An 18,349-nucleotide genomic window follows, 5' to 3' on the forward strand; every position below is an offset into this window, starting at 1 on the left:
CGATGATGCCGCTGGGAAGGCGGACGACACAGGTGGCACCCTCATGGGCGTGCCCGGACAAGAATCTTGGCCCCGGGAACCTTCAACTGCTCCGCCAGCGCTTCCAAATCTTTCCTATCCGTTCCTGTCAGAACAATGCGGCCATCCATGATCGGCTCCCTCATCCAGGGTTCCATGACGACCTTGTCGTTGATCAGCATCTGCGTTTGTCGCCCCAATGCCGCCTGGGTGAAATCTCGGAATTCGGCAGCGCCTTCCGGGGTGAGCTCGATATTCAGTCCGTGGTCGTAGGACCCGGGGGACAGGGTTACCTCTGCGCTTTTCACCTCAAGCGAGACAGGCGCAATCGCCTTGGCCCCGTCATCATCTGCGGCAACGGTCGTATCTTGTGATGCCGTTGGCGGGGCAGGAGGTGTCGAAAGTTCATCCAGGATGCCCGGCCCGGTCTTGGCCGATGGCAGCGGCTCGATGCCCAAATCAGGCGTCTGCAAGTCTTTTGCCGTGAGCACGGCAGGCAGCGGCAGCTTGGCCGGCATGTCCTCGCGTTGGATATGGGTATATGTGCGAAACGTTGCTCCTCCTGTCGTAACGGTCACGATCTCCGATGCTTCGAGCGTCGAGCCATCGTTCAGGGACACCACGAACTCGACGCTTCGGTTCTTGCTGGCGCGTTTTACGGAAGCCAGTTGATCGGCGGTCAGGCTCTTTGCCCGCTCGGCAAAGCTGCTCATCAAATTTGCGATCACCGGCTGCTGCGATTGGCTGAGCGCTGCGGCGTCGGCTTCCTCCGAGAGGGAAAGGGTTGCCGTGCCTGCGGTTGCGTCTGTGGATTTCAGGGTCCAGGTCGAGGTCACCGGGACGTTGATGCCGCCATAGTCCTCGTCTCGGGATACCACTGAGGCCCGTCCCATTTCCATCGTCTCCGCCTGATAGGATTGCCCTGTGGCAAGCAGTTGCGCCTCCGGCACCAGGGCGGCAACAATCAGCAGAGGGTTCGCCTCTATCTTGTTGATGATGTCATAGCCCCCGCTTTCCCGTGCCGCGGAGCCGCCGGCTGCGGGAGCGCCGCCGGCGGCCATCTCCCGCATATGCGCCACGATCTGATCGGCATCGGAGAGAGTGCGCGGGTTGCCGTTCAGGTCGGTTTCGAATTCGAGCGTGGCGGTGCCATAGGCTGTGAGGGAAGTCCGATAGAGCAGGTTCATCTGATAACTATCGGCAAGGCCAGCGGTGCCTTCCGGCAAATCGGCGCTGAGGGACCAGCGGACCCGCATGCCGTCTTCATCCCGCGACAGCATCGTCATACGCTGGCGAAACGCGCCGCGCATCGTCATGGCCGAGGCGCCTGGCTTGTCGAACCAGAACGACATATCGGTCTCAGTTGCTTTTTGAACGCGGTAGCTGCGCTCGACGCCCGTCGCCGGCGCGTAGCCCGGGATCTCGATGCCGTCGGCGGACCATGCTGGATGGGAGAGTGTGAGGCACAGGAAAAACCAGACAAAACTCTTCCTGTACAATGACGTCATGCTGGCAAGGCCTCTGAACATTGAAGGTTGCGGCATCTTCCGGCTGCCGGTAGCGAGCATATTTGCCGATGAAGAGGATGGGTAGTACCCCTGTCGCAATAATCGTTTTGCGCGAAGCCGCTTCAGGTTTTCAACATCGAGATCGGGAGATTAAGGTTAACTTCTCAGCGGCCGCTCCGGTCTCTGCCCCAAGACAGCGAAGCGAAAAGCCTCAAGACAGCGAAGCGAAAAACTATTGCTCGTCCGGATGGTCTTTCATATAGGCTTCCCTTTCTTCCTTCCCGAACAAGGATGAGTAATAGCCGCTGCAAACCAGGTATGAGCACTCATCCGGGTTGCCCGTTTGCCATCCCGGCTGGCAGAGGACGACGCGACGGAATTTGGCGTTGCAAAGCCCGTGGTTTGCCAGGAGCCGCGGATCGTTTCCGAAATACGCGCTTATGGCGTCCTGGTGAGTCCATGCGGGAACGATTTTCCAATCAGCGGCGCCGCCCTCAGCGCTCACATTGCCGGTCGCACAGAACGACCAATTCGAGATCACGACCGGCTGATCGCAGGGAAAGGCCTGGACGGCGCTTGCCAGCAAGATCGAAAACAAGACCAGCAATCGCTTGCCGCAAACCACCACGCTCTTTTCCCCCATGCCGATCATTCGCATCGCGCTCCTACCCCTCGAGATTCAGTGCATTGATCCTAGCAGACACAACCGAACAATGTAAGATCCACACTAAGAATATTTTCCTAGTTCATGGATTGTTCTTGCGCTAGGTTGCCCGCAATTGCAACCATGGAATGCCGGATGTCGAGCAAATTTTTCCTTATCGGCGAGTTGGTCGCCGGGACGAGCCGGGCCGCCGCCCGCTTTATGAACAGAATTCCCGGTCTCGCAGGGTGAGTAGATTGCCGAAGGATCGGCCGGCAACACGGGCGAGGGGCTGATGGCGGAATTCAACCCTCGCGACAAAAGCCGAACCAGTCAGGGAAAGACGCGGGCGATGGTGCGCAAGCATACCGCTCCGCCGAGCGGCACGGATGACGGGTGCCTTCGCTGGCAATGGTTCACCATTCAGTTGCTGGAATCTGCGGCCTTCACGACACTGAGTGCGAATGCCTGCCGCGCCTTCTTCCGCATCGTCATCGAGCACACGTCGCACGCCGCCTTGGAAAACGGCAAGCTTGTCGTGACGCATCCGCAGTTCGTTTCCTACGGCGTGACCGGCGAATATGTGGCCGATGCGCTCGACGAGCTCGAATATAAGGGGCTGATAAAAGTTCGCCGCGGCCGGGCAGGCAGCGGGGTCGCGCATCCCAACCGGTTCACGCTCACCTTTGTCGGTGATCATGAAGGCGCGCCGCCCACCGACGAGTGGAAGCGATGCACGGCCGAAAGATGCCGGAAATGGTCCGAGACCGACCGCAAGATTGCCGCTGACAAACGCGGTCGCGTCGGCAGGAAGAAAAAAACGCCACTTCGGGATCCCGAAATTCCCCCGCTTCGGGAATCCGAAATTCGCCGCGCTTCGTGAGCTGTCGGCATCAGGAAATATGGAATGATTTCAATAGCGCAGCCAATTTCGGGATTCCGAACTGCTATATAGATTTTGGTGGGGAGTTACTGTCGAAGGCACTTGGCGACGATCAGGAACTCCGTCTCCCGTCCCCCGATCCTTCCGGCCGACACTGTGCGCAGCAGAAGGCCGAAAGCCTCATAGAGCCAATAAAGCGGGGGAATTCTGTCTTTGAGCGCATGCACCTGGGTCGACACATATTCGCCGACGAAGACGATATCCATGCCGAGTTCCTTCAATGTCTGGGCAATCTCCGAATGGGATGCCTCGGCGGCGTGCTCGACGCGAAACGGCGCATAGCCCGGCTTCCCCGCGTTTTTCTGCCGCAGCACGTAGCGATAGAACAGGACATGGCTCCACCAGGGTGTGAGATCGGTGAAGATCCCCTTGGCGGAACTGAGGATCGGACCTTTGACGAACACCAGGCCGCCGGGAGACAGGGTATCATGGGCCCTCAACAAGGCGGAGCGCGGGCTCTCCAGATGTTCGAGAACGTCCCAGAAGACGCAGGCGTCGAAGTGGCGATCTCCATAGTCAATGGTTTGAGCATCGCCGAGGATTCTTTCCGCGGCGTCCTTGTTCTTCTCGAGCTGCTCCTTAGAAATGTCGAGGACCGTATATCGCGCGCCTTTCAATGGGATATGCGTGCGAGAGCCGCCTCCAACCTCAAGGATATCCGTGTTGATCTTGCTGGAAAACGCTGATTGTGCATGCGACAGCGCGTCGTTTACCCACGGCGAAGCCATAATCTTCCTCCCCCGGAGAGATTAGTGTCTACTATTGTAAGTAAGCATCAATGTAATAATTTAGCAATATTTTAAACATATTCGGGGCGCCCGCCACTCTTGGCCCGCGTGCCCGAAATAGACAAGCGGCGGCTTTTGTCTGAAAGGGTGATTTGCCTAGTTTCGCGCAACCTTCCTGATGTATCCGCAGCTCTGATGATTTCAGAGGCGCTTCGGCCGGAGGAATGCATGATGGTGGGAATTTTTCGGGCTCTGGCTGCCCTGGCGATGATGACGGCGCTTGCCGGCTGTGTCGACCATGCCAATGATCCCGTGCTCCTGGCAGTCGGCCTGCCGGTCAATCCGCCTTCTGTTGCGCACGGCATTTGCATGACCGACGGCAACGCCATGTATGACGAGGCGCGGAAGCAGTATCAGCTGCGCGCCCAGCTGACCGGTTATGCCGGGGCCGACGAGCTGGAGGCGGAAACCACGGCGCGCGCCGCCGCCCATCGTCAATATGTCGCCTGCCTCTCCGGCCAGGGCTACCGGACATTATACGCGAATTGAAAACAGAGAATTCACGTTGCAGCCCGGCTGCTCTTTGAGCTCCTCTTCTGATCGAGACTTTTCAAGTTTTTCGGCGATTTAGTCACGCCGGATCGCCTGCAATCACGAGTTTTGGAATTGCATGTGAGCCACGGAACTCCGCCGGTGGGGAAGGCATTCTCCCGAGATAAATCCAGTAAGGAGGGTTTATCATGAAGATGCTCAGACTTGCCCCTTCCACCGCCGCGCTCGCCACCCTTCTCGCCGTCGCCTCGATTGCATCAGTGCAGGCGGCTCCCGTCAAGACGGCTTTCCCGCCCGGTATTTCGGAGGTAAAAACGGTGCAATATAAACCACATGCCGGATCCTGGCATGGTTATCAGGGCTTCCGCACCGAACGCCCCGGCACCCGCCGCCATTCCGATGGCTATTGGTATCCGCTGGCCGCCTTCGGCGTCGAAGCCGGCACCACGGGCTCCATTATACGCGAGCCGGTGAACAGGCCGGCAGCACCGGAAATGTGCAACCCTACGTTTTCGGGATCGATCGGCCCCGGCAGCATGCCGTGTGATAACGGCTATTGAGCCGGCACAGGAAAGAGGCGGCGACGAGCCGCCTTTTTCTTGCTCGGCGTGCCGCTCACATATCCGTGACCTCTGTTTCGGCGTCGCCGCTCGCGGGGCGAGGGGACGTGCCCCGCGAAAGGTTAGTGGGAACGGAGAGGTCGCGGCATGGTCCCTTCGCCCCATTTGCGGGGGTCCGAAGGACGGGTCGAGACCCGTGGGTCGACCCCGGTCGGTGCCGGCAGGCGGATGAGGGGCCGGATCCCAGCCCACGACATGGCCTTCCCCAACGGTCACGCCCATATCTTGCATCAAATGCAAAAATGCAATAAGTACAGAATCAAACAATATTGGATGCCGGCGCTGCAATAAGCCGCATCGAAGAGCGATTGACCTGTCTGCCTTGGAATTGCCATGCTCGCCGCGATGGTCGCTTTTCATAATCAATCGAATTTCAGACAGGTGGGATAGTCATGACCGCAAAGGCCGCATGCTCCGATTTCCTGCATTTTTTCCGCTCATGGATCAGCAACCCGCTTCGCGTCGCGGCCATCGCGCCGTCAGGCGATTCTCTGGCCAGGATCATGACCAGTGAAATTGCCGCACTTGACGGGCCGATCATCGAGCTCGGCCCGGGCACCGGCGTCTTCACCCGCGCGCTTTTGGCGCGCGGCGTCAGTGAGGCGGATCTGACGCTGATCGAATACGGTCCGGAGTTCATAAACTCTCTGCAGGCGCGTTTCCCCACGGCGCGTGTGTTGCAGATGGACGCGGCCCAGCTCGCTCATGCCGATATTTTCGACGGCGAACCGGTTGGCGCTGTCGTCAGCGGCCTGCCGCTGCTCTCCATGTCGCCGCGCAAGATCGCCTCGATCATGGCCGGCGCCTTCGCCTATATGCGGCCGGGCGGGGCGGTCTATCAATTTACCTACGGTCCGCGCTGCCCGGTGCCGCGGCCGATCCTCGACCGTCTCGGCCTGAAGGCGGTGCGCATCGGCGGCACGGTGCGCAACCTGCCCCCGGCCTCCGTTTACAGGATTTCGCGCCGTAAGCCGCTGGAACTGTCGCGCGAGCGCTTCAGCTATCGCAACAGCGAGACCGAAATCGACGATGTCGCCGCTTTTTCCAACGAAACCGGCGGCTGAACTGTGATGCCGGGCAGGAATGGCTGAGAGCAAGCGGACGGAGACGGGGGAGGGCCGGCGGGAACGCAAGCGGCGGCAGACGCGCGAGCGCATCGAAAACGCGGCGATGGCCCTCTTTCTCCAGCGCGGCTTCGACGCCACGACGATCGAAGACATCACCGAGGCGGCCGATGTCTCCAAGCGCAGTTTCTTCGACTATTTCCCCTCCAAGGAAGAGGTGGTTTTCGCCTGGCAGGATAGCTTTGCCGATCGGCTGATAGCGGAAATCGCCGCAAGGCCTGCAGAGGAATCCTCCGTCGAGGCGGTCGAGGCCGCGATCACCACAACCGTCATCGCTTCCGTCGACGAGCGTGGCCTGGCGCTCGGCGAACTCATCCGTTGCACGCCGGCGCTGAAAGCCCGCGACCAGCTGAAATACGCCAAGCTCGAACAGAAGCTCGCCGAGGCGCTGCTGCTGCGCAGGGGAAACGATCCGGAGCAGCGCTCGCGGATGCGCGTCCTGGCGGCGATCGTCATCGGCGCGCTGCGCGTCGGCGGCGAACTCTGGCAGCAGCGCCCGGCAGGCGCCTCGCCGCAGGATTTCGCGCATGAGATCTTCGCCGAGCTTTGGAAAATGCTGGCGGAGTTCGGCGACCAGGCGAAGACCAGGCTTTGACGTAGGGCGCCTCGCAGTCGCCTGTACGCGCTGCGCGTCCGTCCGACGGCAATGTTTTCATCGCCGTCACTGTTATCCCTGCAGTGCCATCCTATATGTGCAAGCGTCGCAGCGACCACATTCTCATTCATCATCTCGATGGGCGGGTCATCACCATGCCGGCATTCCTTTCGATCAGGGCGCATTCGCGCTCGAAGGCATCCCCAAAGCCCAGGCATCTCCGACCGTTTCATCGACTTTCAGTGATCTATTGACCCAAGAGAGGAAAGACCATGTCCAGTTACAACGCAGCCAAGTCAGGCACCTTCAAGATCGGCGGCGAGATCGAGGTCAACCGTCTCGGATACGGCGCCATGCGCGTGACCGGTGACGGAATTTGGGGCGAGCCCGCCGATCATGCCGAATCTATCCGCACGCTGAAGCGGCTGCCGGAGCTTGGCGTCAACTTCATCGATACGGCCGATTCCTACGGCCCCGATATTTCCGAATGGCTGATCAAGGAGGCACTGCATCCCTATGCCGCCAAGTCCGTCGTCGCCACCAAGGGCGGGCTCACCCGCCACGGCCCGAACATCTGGCTGCCCGTCGGACGTCCGGAATATCTGATCCAGCAGGCGCATAAGAGCCTGCGTAATCTCGGTGTCGAGCAGATCGATCTCTGGCAGTTGCACCGCATCGATCCGAAAGTGCCGGCCAAGGAACAGTTCGACGCGATCAAATCGCTGCTCGATGCCGGCCTCATCCGCCATGCGGGGCTGAGCGAAGTGTCGGTTGCCGACATCGAAGCGGCGTCGAAGCACTTCAAGGTCGCGACCGTGCAGAACCGCTACAATCTCGTCGACCGCATCAGCGAGGACGTGCTCGATTATTGCGCCAAGCACAATATCGGTTTCATCCCCTGGTATCCGCTCGCCGCCGGCGATCTCGCCAAGCCGGGTTCGCTGCTCGATACGATCGCCAGAAAGCACAATGCCGCCCCCAGCCAGATCGCGCTCGCCTGGGTGCTGAAGCGCAGCCCGGTCATGCTGCCGATCCCCGGCACCTCAAAGGTCAAGCATCTCGAGGAAAACGTTGCGGCGGTTGATATCACGCTGTCGGACGAGGAATTCTCGGCTCTCGACGCCGAGGGTCGGAGGGTGTTCAAGGCGGCTTGATTTGCACCCGGTGGCTGCCCCTCACCCTAACCCTCTCCCCGTAAAGACGGGGCGAGGGGACGTGCCATGCGAGAGCCGAGGTGGGAATGGAGAGGTCGCGGCATATCCCCTTCGCCCCGTTTGCGGGGGGCCGAAGGACTGGTCGAGACCAGTGGCTCGACCCCGGTCGGTGCCGGCAGGCGGATGAGGGTCCAGCCTCGCCGATCTCCCAGGCCGCAATTTTCGGCAGAATTTTGACCACCTGGTCAAACATGCCGTAAAATGAGGCGCTGGCCTGTTATTTTAGAGGCAAGCCATGCGCTGATTGCATTGCTGCATTGCGGTATTTTCGCTATTCCCGATCAAAAGAATTGGGTATTACTATCTTCGTAAGCAGCGCACTCCTCCTCCCAGCGCTCTTACATCGGACTGACAACACTCCTCCTCCCAGTTGTCAGTCAGGATCAAGAGCCCGACGCACCTCCTCCCGCGTCGGGCTTTTTTCGTTTCCCCATCGAAATCGATCAATTGCCGATCCGTGCCACGCCGGTCCTGCCGTTATCCCGGGTCCATTTGACCTTGTTGGCGCCAGTGCGTTCGAGTGCGAAGCACATCGGCCTGCCCTTGTTCCAGCTCTGGAATTTCTGGCAGAGGCGGTTGGCGTCGATCCACCATCTGCCGCTATCGCTGGGCTTGAAATAGCGGCCGAGACCGATCGCCTTACCGTTGCCGTCGACCTTGCCGGAGGAGCGGAAGATCAGCGGCAGTTCGCCGCCGAGCGGGGTGGAGAGGTAGACCGTCCTGCCGATGATATCGCGGCGGATCTCGGCCTCGCCGAGCGTCTCGGTCGAGCCGAGAGACGGCATCAGCACCAACGTCGATAAGCATGTGATCCCGAGCAATTTCATCACCGTGATCCATCGATTGAATGCGATCGGGAAAAACGCCGTGGATGGCAGAAAGTTCAAGAGCAATCCCGCAAAACTGCGCCGCGGTTCCGGGTCCGGGATTGCGCGAAACAAAAGGCTTCCAGCCCGCGCGGTTTGACTCGGCAAGCCTCGTCGGACTATTTGAACGGGCGCCGCCTGTCCGGTGCGTGAACCGATTGGAGTTTGGTCATGATCGGCAAAAGGCGCGGCTCGCGTGCGGCTCTGACAGGTCTTCTGGTGGCAATCATGGCGCTTTCCGGCTGCGGCGGCAGGCCGGTCGGTGTCATGCAGGCAGCCGGCAGCGTGCCGCCGGGCACCTCGAAGGTCGATCTGCTCGTCGCGACGACGCGGGCTGCCGATGACAATCCCGCCGTGCTGTTCTCCGGCGAACGCGGCACCGGGCTCGCCGTCAATGCCGTCGACGTCTCCATTCCGCCGGACGCCAATCGCAAGGTCGGCCAGGTGCAATGGCCAAATCGGCTGCCGGCCGATCCGCTGCGCGATTTCGTCACCGTTTCCGTCGATCCGCTGGAAGGCGAGCGGGCAGGCGAGACCTGGCTGAAGAGCCACATGCCGAAGAGCCGGCGGGTGCTGGTCTTCGTCCACGGCTTCAACAATCGTTATGAGGACGCCGTCTACCGCTTCGCACAGATCGTCCATGATTCGCATGCCGACGTCGCGCCGGTCGTCTTCACCTGGCCGTCACGCGCCAGCATCTTCGATTATAATTACGACAAGGAAAGCACCAATTATTCCCGCGACGCGCTGGAGGAGCTGCTGACCCGCACCGCCGCCAATCCCGCTGTCAGCGACGTCACCATCATGGCCCATTCGATGGGCACGTGGCTCACCGTCGAGGCGCTGCGGCAGATGGCGATCCGCAACGGTCACGTCGCTTCGAAGATCAACAATGTCATCCTCGCTTCGCCCGATCTCGATGTCGACGTCTTCGGCCGCCAGTTCGCAAGCCTCGGCAAGGACAAGCCGCACTTCACCATCTTCGTCTCGCAGGACGACAGGGCTCTGGCGCTGTCGCGGCGCATCTCCGGCAATGTCGATCGCCTCGGCCAGATCGATCCCTCCGCCGAGCCCTATCGCAGCAAGCTCGAGGCGGCCGGCATCACCGTGCTCGATCTCACCAAGCTCAAGGGCGGCGACCGGCTGAACCACGGCAAGTTCGCCGAAAGCCCCGAAGTGGTGAAGCTGATCGGCGACCGGCTGATTGCCGGCCAGACGATCACCGATTCCAATGTCGGGCTCGGCGAAGCCGTCGGCGCGGTGGCGATGGGCGCTGCCCAGACCGCCGGAAGTGCCGTCAGCGTCGCCGTCAGCACGCCGATCGCCATCTTCGACCCGCGCACCCGGCGCAACTACGACGCCCAGCTGAAACGTCTCGGCCAGTCGATGAACAATACCGTCGGTTCGGTCGGCGACAGCGTCGGTGCGGGTCTCCCCGAAAGCCAGTAAAAATTCCATAGGCATCATCGAAGATCTGATATATCAGAGTCGCGACGGCAATCCTGTCTGCCGTGCGATGGGTTGATTCATGGCGGATGAGACGAAGAAGAGCGTGGTTGTCGTCGGCGCGGGCGTGATCGGCGCCTCGATCGCCTTCGAGCTGCAGCGGCGTGGTTTGCAGGTGACGCTGATCGACAAGGGCGAGCCGGGACGCGGCACCTCTTTCGGCAATATGGCGAGCATCGCGCTGGATTTTGCCGCCGGTTCCGGCCCCTCGACCTGGAAGAAGATCCCCGGCTGGCTGCTCGATCCGGAAGGCCCGGTCTGGCTGCGGCCCTCCTATGCGGCAAAAATGCTGCCCTGGTTCCTACGCTTCCTCGCCGCCGGCCGGCCGTCGCGGCTCCGAGCGATCGAGGATGCCGGCATGAGCCTGTCGCACCGGGCGCTCGGCGATTTCAAGGAAATGCTGTCGGCGATCGGCGCGCCCGAGCTGATGACCGAAGAGGGCTGCCTGGCGATCTACGAGACCGAGGCGGAATTTACCGCCGATCGCGCGCATCTCGCCATGATGCAGCGCTACGGTCTCGAATTCGAGGTGTTGAGCAACGGCGCCATCCAATATTACGAACCCGCACTATCACCGGCGATCGCCAAAGCCGTGCTGCTCCCCGACAATAAGTCGATCCGCGATCCCTACAGGCTGGTGGTCAAACTGACCGACGCCGCCCTGGCCGCCGGTGCGGCCTTCGTTTCCGGCGGGGTGAGGAATATCGAGCGCAAGCGCGATGGCACATCAGTCATTCTCCTCGAGGATGGCAGGCGCATCGAAGCCGGTTCGGTTGTGCTTGCCGCCGGCGTCCACACCCGTTTCCTCGCCGCAAAGCTCGGCGAGCCGATCCCGCTCGAAACCGAACGCGGCTATCACACCCAGATCATGAAGCCCGGCATCTCCATGCGCTATTCGGTGATCTGGCCGCATCGCGCCTTCATGGTGACGCCGACGGCGGGCGGCATCCGGGTCGGCGGCAATGTCGAACTCGCCGGTCTCGATGCGGCTCCGGATTTCCGGCGCCCGCGGGTGCTGGTGCGCCATGCCCAGCGGGCGCTGCCCGGCCTGAAGGTCGAGGAGGCGACGGAATGGATGGGGCATCGCCCGGCGCTGCCCGATACGATCCCGATTATTTCGCCGTCCTCGAAGATGCCCGGTGTTTTTTATGCAACCGGCCACGGCCATCTCGGCCTGACCTATGCCGCAACGACAGCGCTTGTTATCGCCGATATGGTGACCGGGGTGAAACCATCCGTCGATTTGACCCCGTTCCGCATAGACCGGTATTAACTTGGAACGATCCGCATCGATGGCGGCGTCACCCGTCACGTCCGAACTGGAGTTTTCGATATGAGATGGAAGCGCACGATCCAGCTGCTGGATGTTCATGCCGAAGGCGAAATCGGCCGTGTGGCGATCGGCGGCGTGCCGAAGATCCCCGGCGAGACCATCGCCGCCCAGCTGCATTGGCTGAACACCGATCCGAAGGGCAACGAGCTTCGCCGCTTCCTCTGCCTGGAGCCGCGCGGCGCGCCGATCGGCTCGGTCAATCTGCTGCTGCCGGCGCGGCATCCTGACGCGGATGCCGCCTTCGTCATCCTGCAGCCCGACCAGGCGCATGCGAGCTCCGGCTCGAATTCGATCTGCGTCACCACCGCCCTGCTCGAATCCGGCATCGTCGAGATGCAGGAGCCGGAAACGATCGTCACGCTCGAAACCGCCGCCGGCCTCGTCAAGGCGACGGCAACCTGCCGCGACGGGCGCTGCGAGAAGGTCAAGCTCACCATGGTGCCCTCCTTCGTGCATGAGCTCGATGTCGGCGTCGACACGCCGCATTGGGGAAGGATCAAGGCCGATATCTGTTATGGCGGCATCTTCTATGCGCTTGTTGATGTCGGCCAGATCGGCCTGACGATCGAAAAGGCCAATGCCGCCGGCCTCGTCCAGGCCGGCATGATCCTCAAGGAGCTGATCAACCGCGACATCAAGGTCGTCCATCCCGAGATCCCGGCGATATCAGGCGTCGCCTATGTCATGTTCCGCGATACCGAAGCCGACGGCACGGTGCGCACCTGCACCACCATGTGGCCCGGCCGGGCCGACCGTTCGCCTTGCGGCACCGGCAATTCCGCCAATCTTGCCACCCTTTATGCCCGCGGCAAGGCCAAGGTCGGCGACACCTTCACCTCGAAATCGATCATCGGCTCGGAATTCGAGGTCGGGCTACAGGCGGTGACCGAGGTGGCCGGCCGCCCGGCCGTCATCCCCACCATCACCGGCCGCGGCTTCACCTTCGGCCTGACCCAGGTGGCCCTCGACCCCTTCGACCCGCATCCGAACGGCTTCGCCCTGACGGATGTCTGGGGACCCTCGGCGGGAGAGATTTGACGCTCAGGCTCGATCCCGCGAAGGCCGGGCCTGGCATCGGCATTAGTCAGATGGGTTGAAAGCGAGCATCGTGTCGGAGAGTTTGTGGCCGGCCGTGGGCGTAGCGTGCAATGCCCGCTGCGAGTACGCGTGCAGCAATGCGGGATCATCGATCACATGGGCCGGGACTGCGTAGCGGCGAACCGTCACCTTCCTGCCGGCCGCTCGGTAGCTGAACGGTTCGGAACCATCGGCCTCGAACTCCGCGCGCATCGCATCGTCGACGCGGAGATACAACATGCCCTTCATGACGAATCCGAATTGCGCGCCGTTTCGGACCAGAGCGGATCCGCCGAAGAAGCGTCGGACATCGATGGAGCCGGCTGGAGCGATCTGGCCCGCAAAGTCGAGCGCCAGCCTGCGTGTCGCCTCGCTACTCATGCGGCTGTTGCGCCAGAGGGTCGAAGAAGCCGGTGATCGCGCCGAGCCGGCCATCGGAGATCACTCCGAAACTGGTCCCCGTCTGCAAGACCATGTCGTCTTCCCGGCGCAGTGCCCAGCGTGCCAGCGAACGTTCATTATGATGGAGAACGCTCAATATCTTGAACCGGCCTCCCGGTACGCTCTCCTGAAATCCGGCCATGTAAGCCGAGAGACCGGTTCGTCCCGCGATCGCTCCATTCGGATCGCAATAGGTCACATCGTCAGCGAGGCAAGCCAACATTTCCGGCTCGCGAGCGGCAGCATCCAGCGACCAGATGGCTGCATATCGATTCCATAGCGCCTCAGGTGTCATGACAGCGTCTCCAGTTGATTGAATTCGTCTTCTATTGCCTGCCGCAGGCCGGTCTTGTCTTCGCCGCCGCGAATGAGCACGAGGAGGCCCTGATAGAGGGCAAGAAGGCGGATGGCTGTCCTCGTCGCCTTGGCGCCATCGGCATCCCGAGCGAAGGTCGACGCCTCGGTAAGCCTCGAGCCGAATGTGGTGCGGAGGAGACCGAGCGCGGCTTCGACACGGGGATGCGGTTGGACACCACCGCCGAATTCCACCGCCGTGTTGGTAATCAGGCAGCCGAGCGAGCCATCGTCGGGCTCATGCAGGAGTGAAAGGAACAGTTCGCGCAAGCCTTGAAGTCCGCTCCCTGGCGGCGCATATCGCGCGATCCGCCCTTCCAGGACAATTCGGTGGTAATGTCCGAACGCTGCGTCGAAGAGGCCGGCCTTGTCGCCGAAGGAGTGATAGATGCTGCCGCCTTTGAGGCCCGTCGCCTCCTCGAGGTCCCGGATTGATGCGCCTTGATAGCCTTGCTTGCGAAAGATGTGCATCGCCCCCGTCAGCACCGCCTCCTCATCGAATTCCCGCGTCCGGCCCATAGTCGCTCCGATTCTTTATCGCTCATTCTAGAATGGCTGATAAAGAATGCAAAAGCAACCGCCTCCCGTGACTTTCCGGAAAATCCCGCCAGATCGACCTCGGTCGAGCCAGGCGATTCCGCGGGATTGGAATGTGCCGGGGAGCGGCTCAGGACTTCGTACGAAATTTGGCGTGAGAAGAGACTGCCTCGTCTCAGCCTAGAGCAATTCCGGGAAAAGTGCGAAGCGGCTTTCCGTCCGGAATTGTGTAAAAACAAAAAGTTAGAGCGGTTCGGCGTTTCCATGAGAAGGTGAACCGCTCTAGCGCTGATGAAGTGGTCGCCCGAAGCTTCCGAGACGATTGACCAAGGTGACACATGAGCATCCACGCAGCGATATTTGAAACGCGATCAGCCTTGCCCGCGTTCGGCATCCGCGGTTCGAGTGTCCCAACCCAGCATGGCCAACTCGGCGACTGCCTCCAGTTCGCTACGGCTCGCTCCGTCACGGGCCAGGATCGACATGCCGTTCTGAACGGTCTGGATGAAGCGGGCGAGCGCATGGACGTCGGTCGAGACCGGAATTTCGCCTTCTGATATCGCCTGGTTCAGGCGCAGCTTCAGGCGGTCGAGCGTCACGGTGCGGGCGGCTCGCACGAGTTCGCCGAGTTCCACATAGCCCTCACTGCCGACCGAAGACAGCGTCACCATGCAGCCGCGGGGAATATCCACGACACAGCCGGTCAGGACAGCGGCCGAATCCATCAGAAGCGACTTGACCGCTTCGCGGGCCGTGCCCGCCGAAAAGAAGCCTGCCCAGACCAGCGCCTCGTTGTCCTCGCGATAGTGGCGCAACGCTTCGGCATAGAGCGCCTCCTTCGAGCCGAATGCGGCGTAGAGACTCGGCGATCCGATCCCCATCGCCTCGGTGAGGTCGGCGATTGAGGTCGCCTCGAAGCCCTTGATCCAGAACAGCCGGGTCGCCTGGGCGAGGGCTGCTTCCCGATCGAACGCCCGCGGCCGTCCGCGGCTGCGGGCAGGGCTGTCATCGACTTTCCGGTTCTCATCCGATTTCTGCATCGATCATTATATAAACCCGTTGACACCTCGCGGCAATGCGCCTAGCTATTTATGTATCGATCATTACAGAAAGAGAAGATCATGACAGAACTGGCTGGTAAGCGTGCCCTCGTCACTGGTGGTTCGCGTGGGATCGGCGCCGCCATCGCATTGGCGCTTGCCGACAAAGGCGCTGATGTCGCCATCACCTATGAGCGTTCGGCCGATCGCGCCGCCGAAGTCGTCCGGGCGATCGAGCACAAGGGCCGCAAGGCGCTTGCCATCCAGGCCGACAGTGCCGATCCGGCGGCCGTGAAGCGTTCGGTCGACGAGGCCGCCCAGGCGCTTGGCGGTCTCGACATTCTCGTCAACAATGCCGCAATCGCGCTTTACGGTGCGATTGCCGACGTCAGCGTCGAGCACATCGATGCGCTGCTGGATGTCAATGTGCGATCGCCTTTGCTCGCTTCGCAGGCCGCCATTCCCTATCTGCAGGCGGGAGGCCGAGTCATCACGATCGGCTCGGCCGGTGCCGAACGCATCGTCGGTGACACCGGCACGGTCTATTTCATGACAAAATCCGCGCTTCACTCGTTTACCCGCGGCCTCGCTCGGGAACTCGGATCTCGCGATATCACCGTAAACCTGGTCCAGCCGGGCTCGACCGACACCGATATGAATCCCGCCGATGGCGACTTCGCCGACTTCCAGCGTGCGCTGATCCCACTTGGTCGCTACGGCAAGCCGCAAGATGTGGCGGCGGCTGTGGCTTTCCTCGCGAGCCCGGCTGCAAGGCACATCACGGGAACCATTCTCACGGTGGACGGCGGCTTGAACACCTGACCTTGTCGCGGCACTCCAATTGTCTTCATCCTGCGGCGCGCAGCCCGCAGGGCGAAGCCTCGAAGGACACGGCGCAACACCGCTCCTTGCATAGATTCAACGACGGAATGCCCGACCTCGCATCCGCCAAGAATAGGCACGCGCTTGAAAACTCCCAGGGCTTGTCATAACCTGTTTGAGCAAAGCTTGCTGTATTGATCGGCCACATCAGTGGCGACTGCAGCACTGCCAGGCGTATTGTTCTGGTGCCAAGCTTTGCCGATTATCCCAAAATATCCGGAGATTTCCGAATGACCCGTGCGCAATGTAGTTGCGGTGGACTCACCGTTACACTCTCGCAGCAGGCAAGATTGGTCGTTGCATGTCATTGTTTCGATTGCCAGCGCAGAACTGGCAGTCCATTCGGCGTCGGTGCGTTTTATCCCTCGGACTCCGTCGCCGTTTCGGGAAGCCAGCGTGAATTTAACCGGACAGCCGCAAGCGGTGGGAAGATCCGCAATTATTTTTGCCCGAACTGCGGGTCTACGGTCTATTGGAGGGCCGACAACCTGCCAGGTTTTACCGGTGTTGCCATCGGTGCGTTGGCAGACCCGCGATCTCCGGCTCCTGCCCTGTCCATCTTTGAACAATCAAAACATCACTGGCTTCATATCGACGGCGCCGCTGAGCATTTCCAACAAAGCAGCGCGACAAAGAATTCCAAGTAAGACCCGTCGAACCGTCAGCGCCGTTGCGAAAGTCTGGCGCTGACATGGTCTGCGGCGAGCATCTCGGCCGGGGCTGGCCTGCCGAGCAGATAACCCTGGCCGATGTCGCAGCCCAAATCCTGAAGCCGCTGAAGCTGGCTCTCCTCTTCGATGCCTTCGGCCGTGATCGTCACGCCAAGTCCGGCGCCGAGAGCGATGATGGCCTTGATCACCTTGTCCTGCTTGTCGTTGGTTTCGAATGAAGCGACGAAACTCCTGTCGATCTTGATCTTGTCGAACCGGTAGTTGGAGAGCTGCGAGAGGCTGGAATAGCCCGTTCCAAAGTCGTCGAGGGCAATCCTGACACCGGCGTTCACCAGATCGTCGAGCACGATACGTGCCGTGACGGCGTCCTGGATGATGGCGCTTTCGGTCACTTCGAGCTCGACCCTGTGCGCGGGCAGACCGACATCGCCCAATATCTTGAGAATTCTGAGGCTCAGCAACCGGTCGCTCAACTGGATCGGGGAAAGGTTGAATGACAGGACGAGCTCACTTGGCCAGGAAAGCGCATCGGTGCAGGCGTGGCGAAGCAGTTGGTCGGTCAATTCGACGATCAGCCCGGCTTCCTCCGCCACGGGAATGAATTCGTTCGGCGGGATGAATTCGCCGGAAGCGGTCTTCCAGCGTGCCAGTGCCTCGAAGCCGATAATCTTGTTCGTCTTCAGGTCCACGAGCGGTTGATAGTAGGGAACGATCTCAGCCTTCCTGATGGCGGCTCTCAGATCGGCTTCCACCCGAATCCGTTTCGCCAACTCTTCCTGCATCGAAGGCACGAAGGGCTTCACCAGATCGCGCCCCTGCTTCTTGGCGACATACATCGCGCAGTCCGAATGTCGGATGACCTGGCTGAGGTCACCACCGTTCTCCGGATAAAGCGCGAAGCCGACACTGGCGCCGAGGTCGACGGCGACGCCATTGAAGGTGAAGGGCTTGCCGATCACGCTCACGATGCGGTTCCCCAAGGCGGCCAGATCGGGATTTCCCGCGCGTCGCGCCAGAACGACAAACTCGTCTCCACCAAGGCGGAAGACATGCTCACGCGGAAAGAGGGAGGAGAGCCGTTGCGCAACGGCCTTCAGCACCGCATCACCGTGATCGTGCCCCAAGAGGTCATTGATCTTCTTGAAGCCGTCGAGATCGATGCTGAACACGGCATAGGCCTCTTGGCCCCTCTGATCGCTCATCGACTGCGCGCAGACGGATTCCAGAAATCTGCGGTTCGGCAGTTCGGTCAGCGTGTCGTGACAGGCAATCCAGTCCACGTTCTTTTCGGCCTGCAGCCTGCGATGAACCTCCCTCGAGAGATCACGGATCCGCAGTGCGGAATAGATCAGCCCGAGAAACCCGGAGATATTCAGGGCAAGGAGCGCGTGGTCCAGCGGATAGTCATGATGCTTCTCGATGAACGCATCCAGCCCCTCATGCCAGTGGAAGAACCACGACAGGCAGAAGAGAAGCAGGAAGACCGCGAGCCAGACAAGGATCTCCACCTGGGGTCTGGTCGGTTGGACGCGAGGCATATGAACAGGCTCCTGTTGTGCGAAGAGCCCTCATGGCCAGTTTGGAGAACCGCATCGTCTCCGACATGTTTCAATCAACAGCCGGCACGGCTGCTGCTCGTGTCACCGGATACCGGCGACCAATGGGCAACTTCACGGCATCGGCGTCCTGTCCGTGAT

The 18,349-nt window shown here is 61.0% G+C and carries 20 protein-coding genes; 11 read left to right on the top strand and 9 right to left on the bottom strand.

What is annotated here, in order from left to right; translation table 11 throughout:
* Positions 1–41: 41 nt before the first annotated feature.
* Together FHT79_RS16600 and FHT79_RS16605 are read right to left on the bottom strand one after the other, a co-directional pair.
* Positions 42–1,526: a hypothetical protein gene (locus tag FHT79_RS16600; protein WP_183903713.1), complete on the bottom strand. Its 1,485-nt coding sequence runs from the start codon at positions 1,524–1,526 to the stop codon at positions 42–44.
* Between the two features lie 232 nt (positions 1,527–1,758).
* Complete coding sequence (locus tag FHT79_RS16605) at positions 1,759–2,184, bottom strand: hypothetical protein (RefSeq protein ID WP_132573669.1); 426 nt, start codon at positions 2,182–2,184, stop codon at positions 1,759–1,761.
* Positions 2,185–2,464: 280 nt separating this feature from the next.
* Here FHT79_RS16605 and FHT79_RS16610 point away from each other — a divergent pair, with 280 nt between their 5' ends.
* A complete protein-coding gene (locus FHT79_RS16610) occupies positions 2,465–3,052 on the top strand; it encodes a hypothetical protein (protein WP_048338228.1) in 588 nt (195 codons plus the stop codon).
* An 86-nt stretch (positions 3,053–3,138) separates the two neighbouring features.
* On the opposite strand, the gene FHT79_RS16615 is transcribed toward FHT79_RS16610, so the two are convergent.
* On the bottom strand, positions 3,139–3,840 hold the full coding sequence (locus FHT79_RS16615) for a class I SAM-dependent methyltransferase (RefSeq protein ID WP_183903714.1): 702 nt from the start codon (positions 3,838–3,840) through the stop codon (positions 3,139–3,141).
* Positions 3,841–4,068: 228 nt separating this feature from the next.
* On the opposite strand from FHT79_RS16615, the gene FHT79_RS16620 reads away from it, so the two are divergent.
* From FHT79_RS16620 to FHT79_RS16640, 5 genes are all read left to right on the top strand, one after another.
* Positions 4,069–4,389 (top strand): hypothetical protein, encoded by a 321-nt coding sequence (locus FHT79_RS16620; RefSeq protein WP_183903715.1) that lies wholly within the window; start codon positions 4,069–4,071, stop codon positions 4,387–4,389.
* Between the two features lie 191 nt (positions 4,390–4,580).
* A complete protein-coding gene (locus FHT79_RS16625) occupies positions 4,581–4,952 on the top strand; it encodes a cell surface protein (protein ID WP_132573661.1) in 372 nt (123 codons plus the stop codon).
* A gap of 452 nt (positions 4,953–5,404) precedes the next feature.
* Positions 5,405–6,076 (top strand): methyltransferase domain-containing protein, encoded by a 672-nt coding sequence (locus FHT79_RS16630; RefSeq protein ID WP_127431017.1) that lies wholly within the window; start codon positions 5,405–5,407, stop codon positions 6,074–6,076.
* 19 nt (positions 6,077–6,095) lie between these two features.
* Entirely contained in the window at positions 6,096–6,731 is a 636-nt protein-coding gene (locus tag FHT79_RS16635) for a TetR family transcriptional regulator (protein WP_132573659.1), read from the top strand.
* A 272-nt stretch (positions 6,732–7,003) separates the two neighbouring features.
* Complete coding sequence (locus FHT79_RS16640) at positions 7,004–7,885, top strand: aldo/keto reductase (RefSeq protein ID WP_183903716.1); 882 nt, start codon at positions 7,004–7,006, stop codon at positions 7,883–7,885.
* A 503-nt stretch (positions 7,886–8,388) separates the two neighbouring features.
* On the opposite strand, the gene FHT79_RS16645 is transcribed toward FHT79_RS16640, so the two are convergent.
* Positions 8,389–8,772 (bottom strand): hypothetical protein, encoded by a 384-nt coding sequence (locus FHT79_RS16645; protein ID WP_028755437.1) that lies wholly within the window; start codon positions 8,770–8,772, stop codon positions 8,389–8,391.
* Positions 8,773–8,982: 210 nt separating this feature from the next.
* Here FHT79_RS16645 and FHT79_RS16650 point away from each other — a divergent pair, with 210 nt between their 5' ends.
* The 3 genes from FHT79_RS16650 to FHT79_RS16660 all read left to right on the top strand — a co-directional run bounded on the left by FHT79_RS16650 (position 8,983) and on the right by FHT79_RS16660 (position 12,688).
* Complete coding sequence (locus tag FHT79_RS16650) at positions 8,983–10,260, top strand: alpha/beta hydrolase (RefSeq protein WP_028755436.1); 1,278 nt, start codon at positions 8,983–8,985, stop codon at positions 10,258–10,260.
* A gap of 79 nt (positions 10,261–10,339) precedes the next feature.
* Positions 10,340–11,590 carry an FAD-dependent oxidoreductase gene (locus FHT79_RS16655; protein ID WP_183903717.1) on the top strand — a complete coding sequence of 417 codons (1,251 nt, stop codon included), beginning with the start codon at positions 10,340–10,342 and terminating at the stop codon, positions 11,588–11,590.
* Positions 11,591–11,650: 60 nt separating this feature from the next.
* Positions 11,651–12,688 (top strand): 4-hydroxyproline epimerase, encoded by a 1,038-nt coding sequence (locus tag FHT79_RS16660; protein WP_183903718.1) that lies wholly within the window; start codon positions 11,651–11,653, stop codon positions 12,686–12,688.
* A 42-nt stretch (positions 12,689–12,730) separates the two neighbouring features.
* Here the strand turns inward: FHT79_RS16660 and FHT79_RS16665 are convergent, their stop codons facing one another.
* The 4 genes from FHT79_RS16665 to FHT79_RS16680 all read right to left on the bottom strand — a co-directional run bounded on the left by FHT79_RS16665 (position 12,731) and on the right by FHT79_RS16680 (position 15,099).
* On the bottom strand, positions 12,731–13,108 hold the full coding sequence (locus FHT79_RS16665) for a TfoX/Sxy family protein (RefSeq protein ID WP_183903719.1): 378 nt from the start codon (positions 13,106–13,108) through the stop codon (positions 12,731–12,733).
* On the bottom strand, positions 13,101–13,463 hold the full coding sequence (locus FHT79_RS16670) for a nuclear transport factor 2 family protein (RefSeq protein ID WP_183903720.1): 363 nt from the start codon (positions 13,461–13,463) through the stop codon (positions 13,101–13,103). The genes FHT79_RS16665 and FHT79_RS16670 overlap by 8 nt, the downstream gene beginning before the upstream one ends.
* Entirely contained in the window at positions 13,460–14,041 is a 582-nt protein-coding gene (locus tag FHT79_RS16675) for a TetR/AcrR family transcriptional regulator (protein ID WP_048338232.1), read from the bottom strand. The genes FHT79_RS16670 and FHT79_RS16675 overlap by 4 nt, the downstream gene beginning before the upstream one ends.
* 389 nt (positions 14,042–14,430) lie before the next feature.
* Complete coding sequence (locus FHT79_RS16680; RefSeq protein WP_028756131.1) at positions 14,431–15,099, bottom strand: TetR/AcrR family transcriptional regulator; 669 nt, start codon at positions 15,097–15,099, stop codon at positions 14,431–14,433.
* 81 nt (positions 15,100–15,180) lie between these two features.
* On the opposite strand from FHT79_RS16680, the gene FHT79_RS16685 reads away from it, so the two are divergent.
* Both FHT79_RS16685 and FHT79_RS16690 read left to right on the top strand, forming a co-directional pair.
* Positions 15,181–15,921, top strand: coding sequence for an SDR family oxidoreductase (locus FHT79_RS16685; RefSeq protein WP_028756132.1), 741 nt, complete (start codon positions 15,181–15,183; stop codon positions 15,919–15,921).
* Positions 15,922–16,211: 290 nt separating this feature from the next.
* Positions 16,212–16,628, top strand: a complete 417-nt coding sequence (locus FHT79_RS16690) for a GFA family protein (protein ID WP_183903721.1) — start codon at positions 16,212–16,214, stop codon at positions 16,626–16,628.
* Positions 16,629–16,642: 14 nt separating this feature from the next.
* Here the strand turns inward: FHT79_RS16690 and FHT79_RS16695 are convergent, their stop codons facing one another.
* Positions 16,643–18,190, bottom strand: coding sequence for an EAL domain-containing protein (locus FHT79_RS16695; protein WP_183903722.1), 1,548 nt, complete (start codon positions 18,188–18,190; stop codon positions 16,643–16,645).
* Positions 18,191–18,349: the final 159 nt, after the last annotated feature.

Source organism: Rhizobium sp. BK212 (genome assembly GCF_014197475.1).
In the GTDB taxonomy this organism is placed as follows: domain Bacteria; phylum Pseudomonadota; class Alphaproteobacteria; order Rhizobiales; family Rhizobiaceae; genus Rhizobium; species Rhizobium anhuiense.

What these genes read in the sequence shown, in the direction of transcription:
- FHT79_RS16615 (WP_183903714.1), bottom strand. Translation starts at nt 3,840, where the DNA reads ATGGCTTCGCCGTGGGTAAACGACGCGCTGTCGCATGCACAATCAGCG.
- FHT79_RS16610 (WP_048338228.1), top strand. Translation starts at nt 2,465, where the DNA reads ATGGCGGAATTCAACCCTCGCGACAAAAGCCGAACCAGTCAGGGAAAG.
- FHT79_RS16660 (WP_183903718.1), top strand. Translation starts at nt 11,651, where the DNA reads ATGAGATGGAAGCGCACGATCCAGCTGCTGGATGTTCATGCCGAAGGC.
- FHT79_RS16650 (WP_028755436.1), top strand. Translation starts at nt 8,983, where the DNA reads ATGATCGGCAAAAGGCGCGGCTCGCGTGCGGCTCTGACAGGTCTTCTG.
- FHT79_RS16690 (WP_183903721.1), top strand. Translation starts at nt 16,212, where the DNA reads ATGACCCGTGCGCAATGTAGTTGCGGTGGACTCACCGTTACACTCTCG.
- FHT79_RS16600 (WP_183903713.1), bottom strand. Translation starts at nt 1,526, where the DNA reads ATGACGTCATTGTACAGGAAGAGTTTTGTCTGGTTTTTCCTGTGCCTC.
- FHT79_RS16655 (WP_183903717.1), top strand. Translation starts at nt 10,340, where the DNA reads ATGGCGGATGAGACGAAGAAGAGCGTGGTTGTCGTCGGCGCGGGCGTG.
- FHT79_RS16620 (WP_183903715.1), top strand. Translation starts at nt 4,069, where the DNA reads ATGATGGTGGGAATTTTTCGGGCTCTGGCTGCCCTGGCGATGATGACG.
- FHT79_RS16675 (WP_048338232.1), bottom strand. Translation starts at nt 14,041, where the DNA reads ATGGGCCGGACGCGGGAATTCGATGAGGAGGCGGTGCTGACGGGGGCG.
- FHT79_RS16685 (WP_028756132.1), top strand. Translation starts at nt 15,181, where the DNA reads ATGACAGAACTGGCTGGTAAGCGTGCCCTCGTCACTGGTGGTTCGCGT.
- FHT79_RS16645 (WP_028755437.1), bottom strand. Translation starts at nt 8,772, where the DNA reads ATGAAATTGCTCGGGATCACATGCTTATCGACGTTGGTGCTGATGCCG.
- FHT79_RS16680 (WP_028756131.1), bottom strand. Translation starts at nt 15,099, where the DNA reads ATGCAGAAATCGGATGAGAACCGGAAAGTCGATGACAGCCCTGCCCGC.
- FHT79_RS16605 (WP_132573669.1), bottom strand. Translation starts at nt 2,184, where the DNA reads ATGCGAATGATCGGCATGGGGGAAAAGAGCGTGGTGGTTTGCGGCAAG.
- FHT79_RS16670 (WP_183903720.1), bottom strand. Translation starts at nt 13,463, where the DNA reads ATGACACCTGAGGCGCTATGGAATCGATATGCAGCCATCTGGTCGCTG.
- FHT79_RS16695 (WP_183903722.1), bottom strand. Translation starts at nt 18,190, where the DNA reads ATGCCTCGCGTCCAACCGACCAGACCCCAGGTGGAGATCCTTGTCTGG.
- FHT79_RS16665 (WP_183903719.1), bottom strand. Translation starts at nt 13,108, where the DNA reads ATGAGTAGCGAGGCGACACGCAGGCTGGCGCTCGACTTTGCGGGCCAG.
- FHT79_RS16635 (WP_132573659.1), top strand. Translation starts at nt 6,096, where the DNA reads ATGGCTGAGAGCAAGCGGACGGAGACGGGGGAGGGCCGGCGGGAACGC.
- FHT79_RS16630 (WP_127431017.1), top strand. Translation starts at nt 5,405, where the DNA reads ATGACCGCAAAGGCCGCATGCTCCGATTTCCTGCATTTTTTCCGCTCA.
- FHT79_RS16625 (WP_132573661.1), top strand. Translation starts at nt 4,581, where the DNA reads ATGAAGATGCTCAGACTTGCCCCTTCCACCGCCGCGCTCGCCACCCTT.
- FHT79_RS16640 (WP_183903716.1), top strand. Translation starts at nt 7,004, where the DNA reads ATGTCCAGTTACAACGCAGCCAAGTCAGGCACCTTCAAGATCGGCGGC.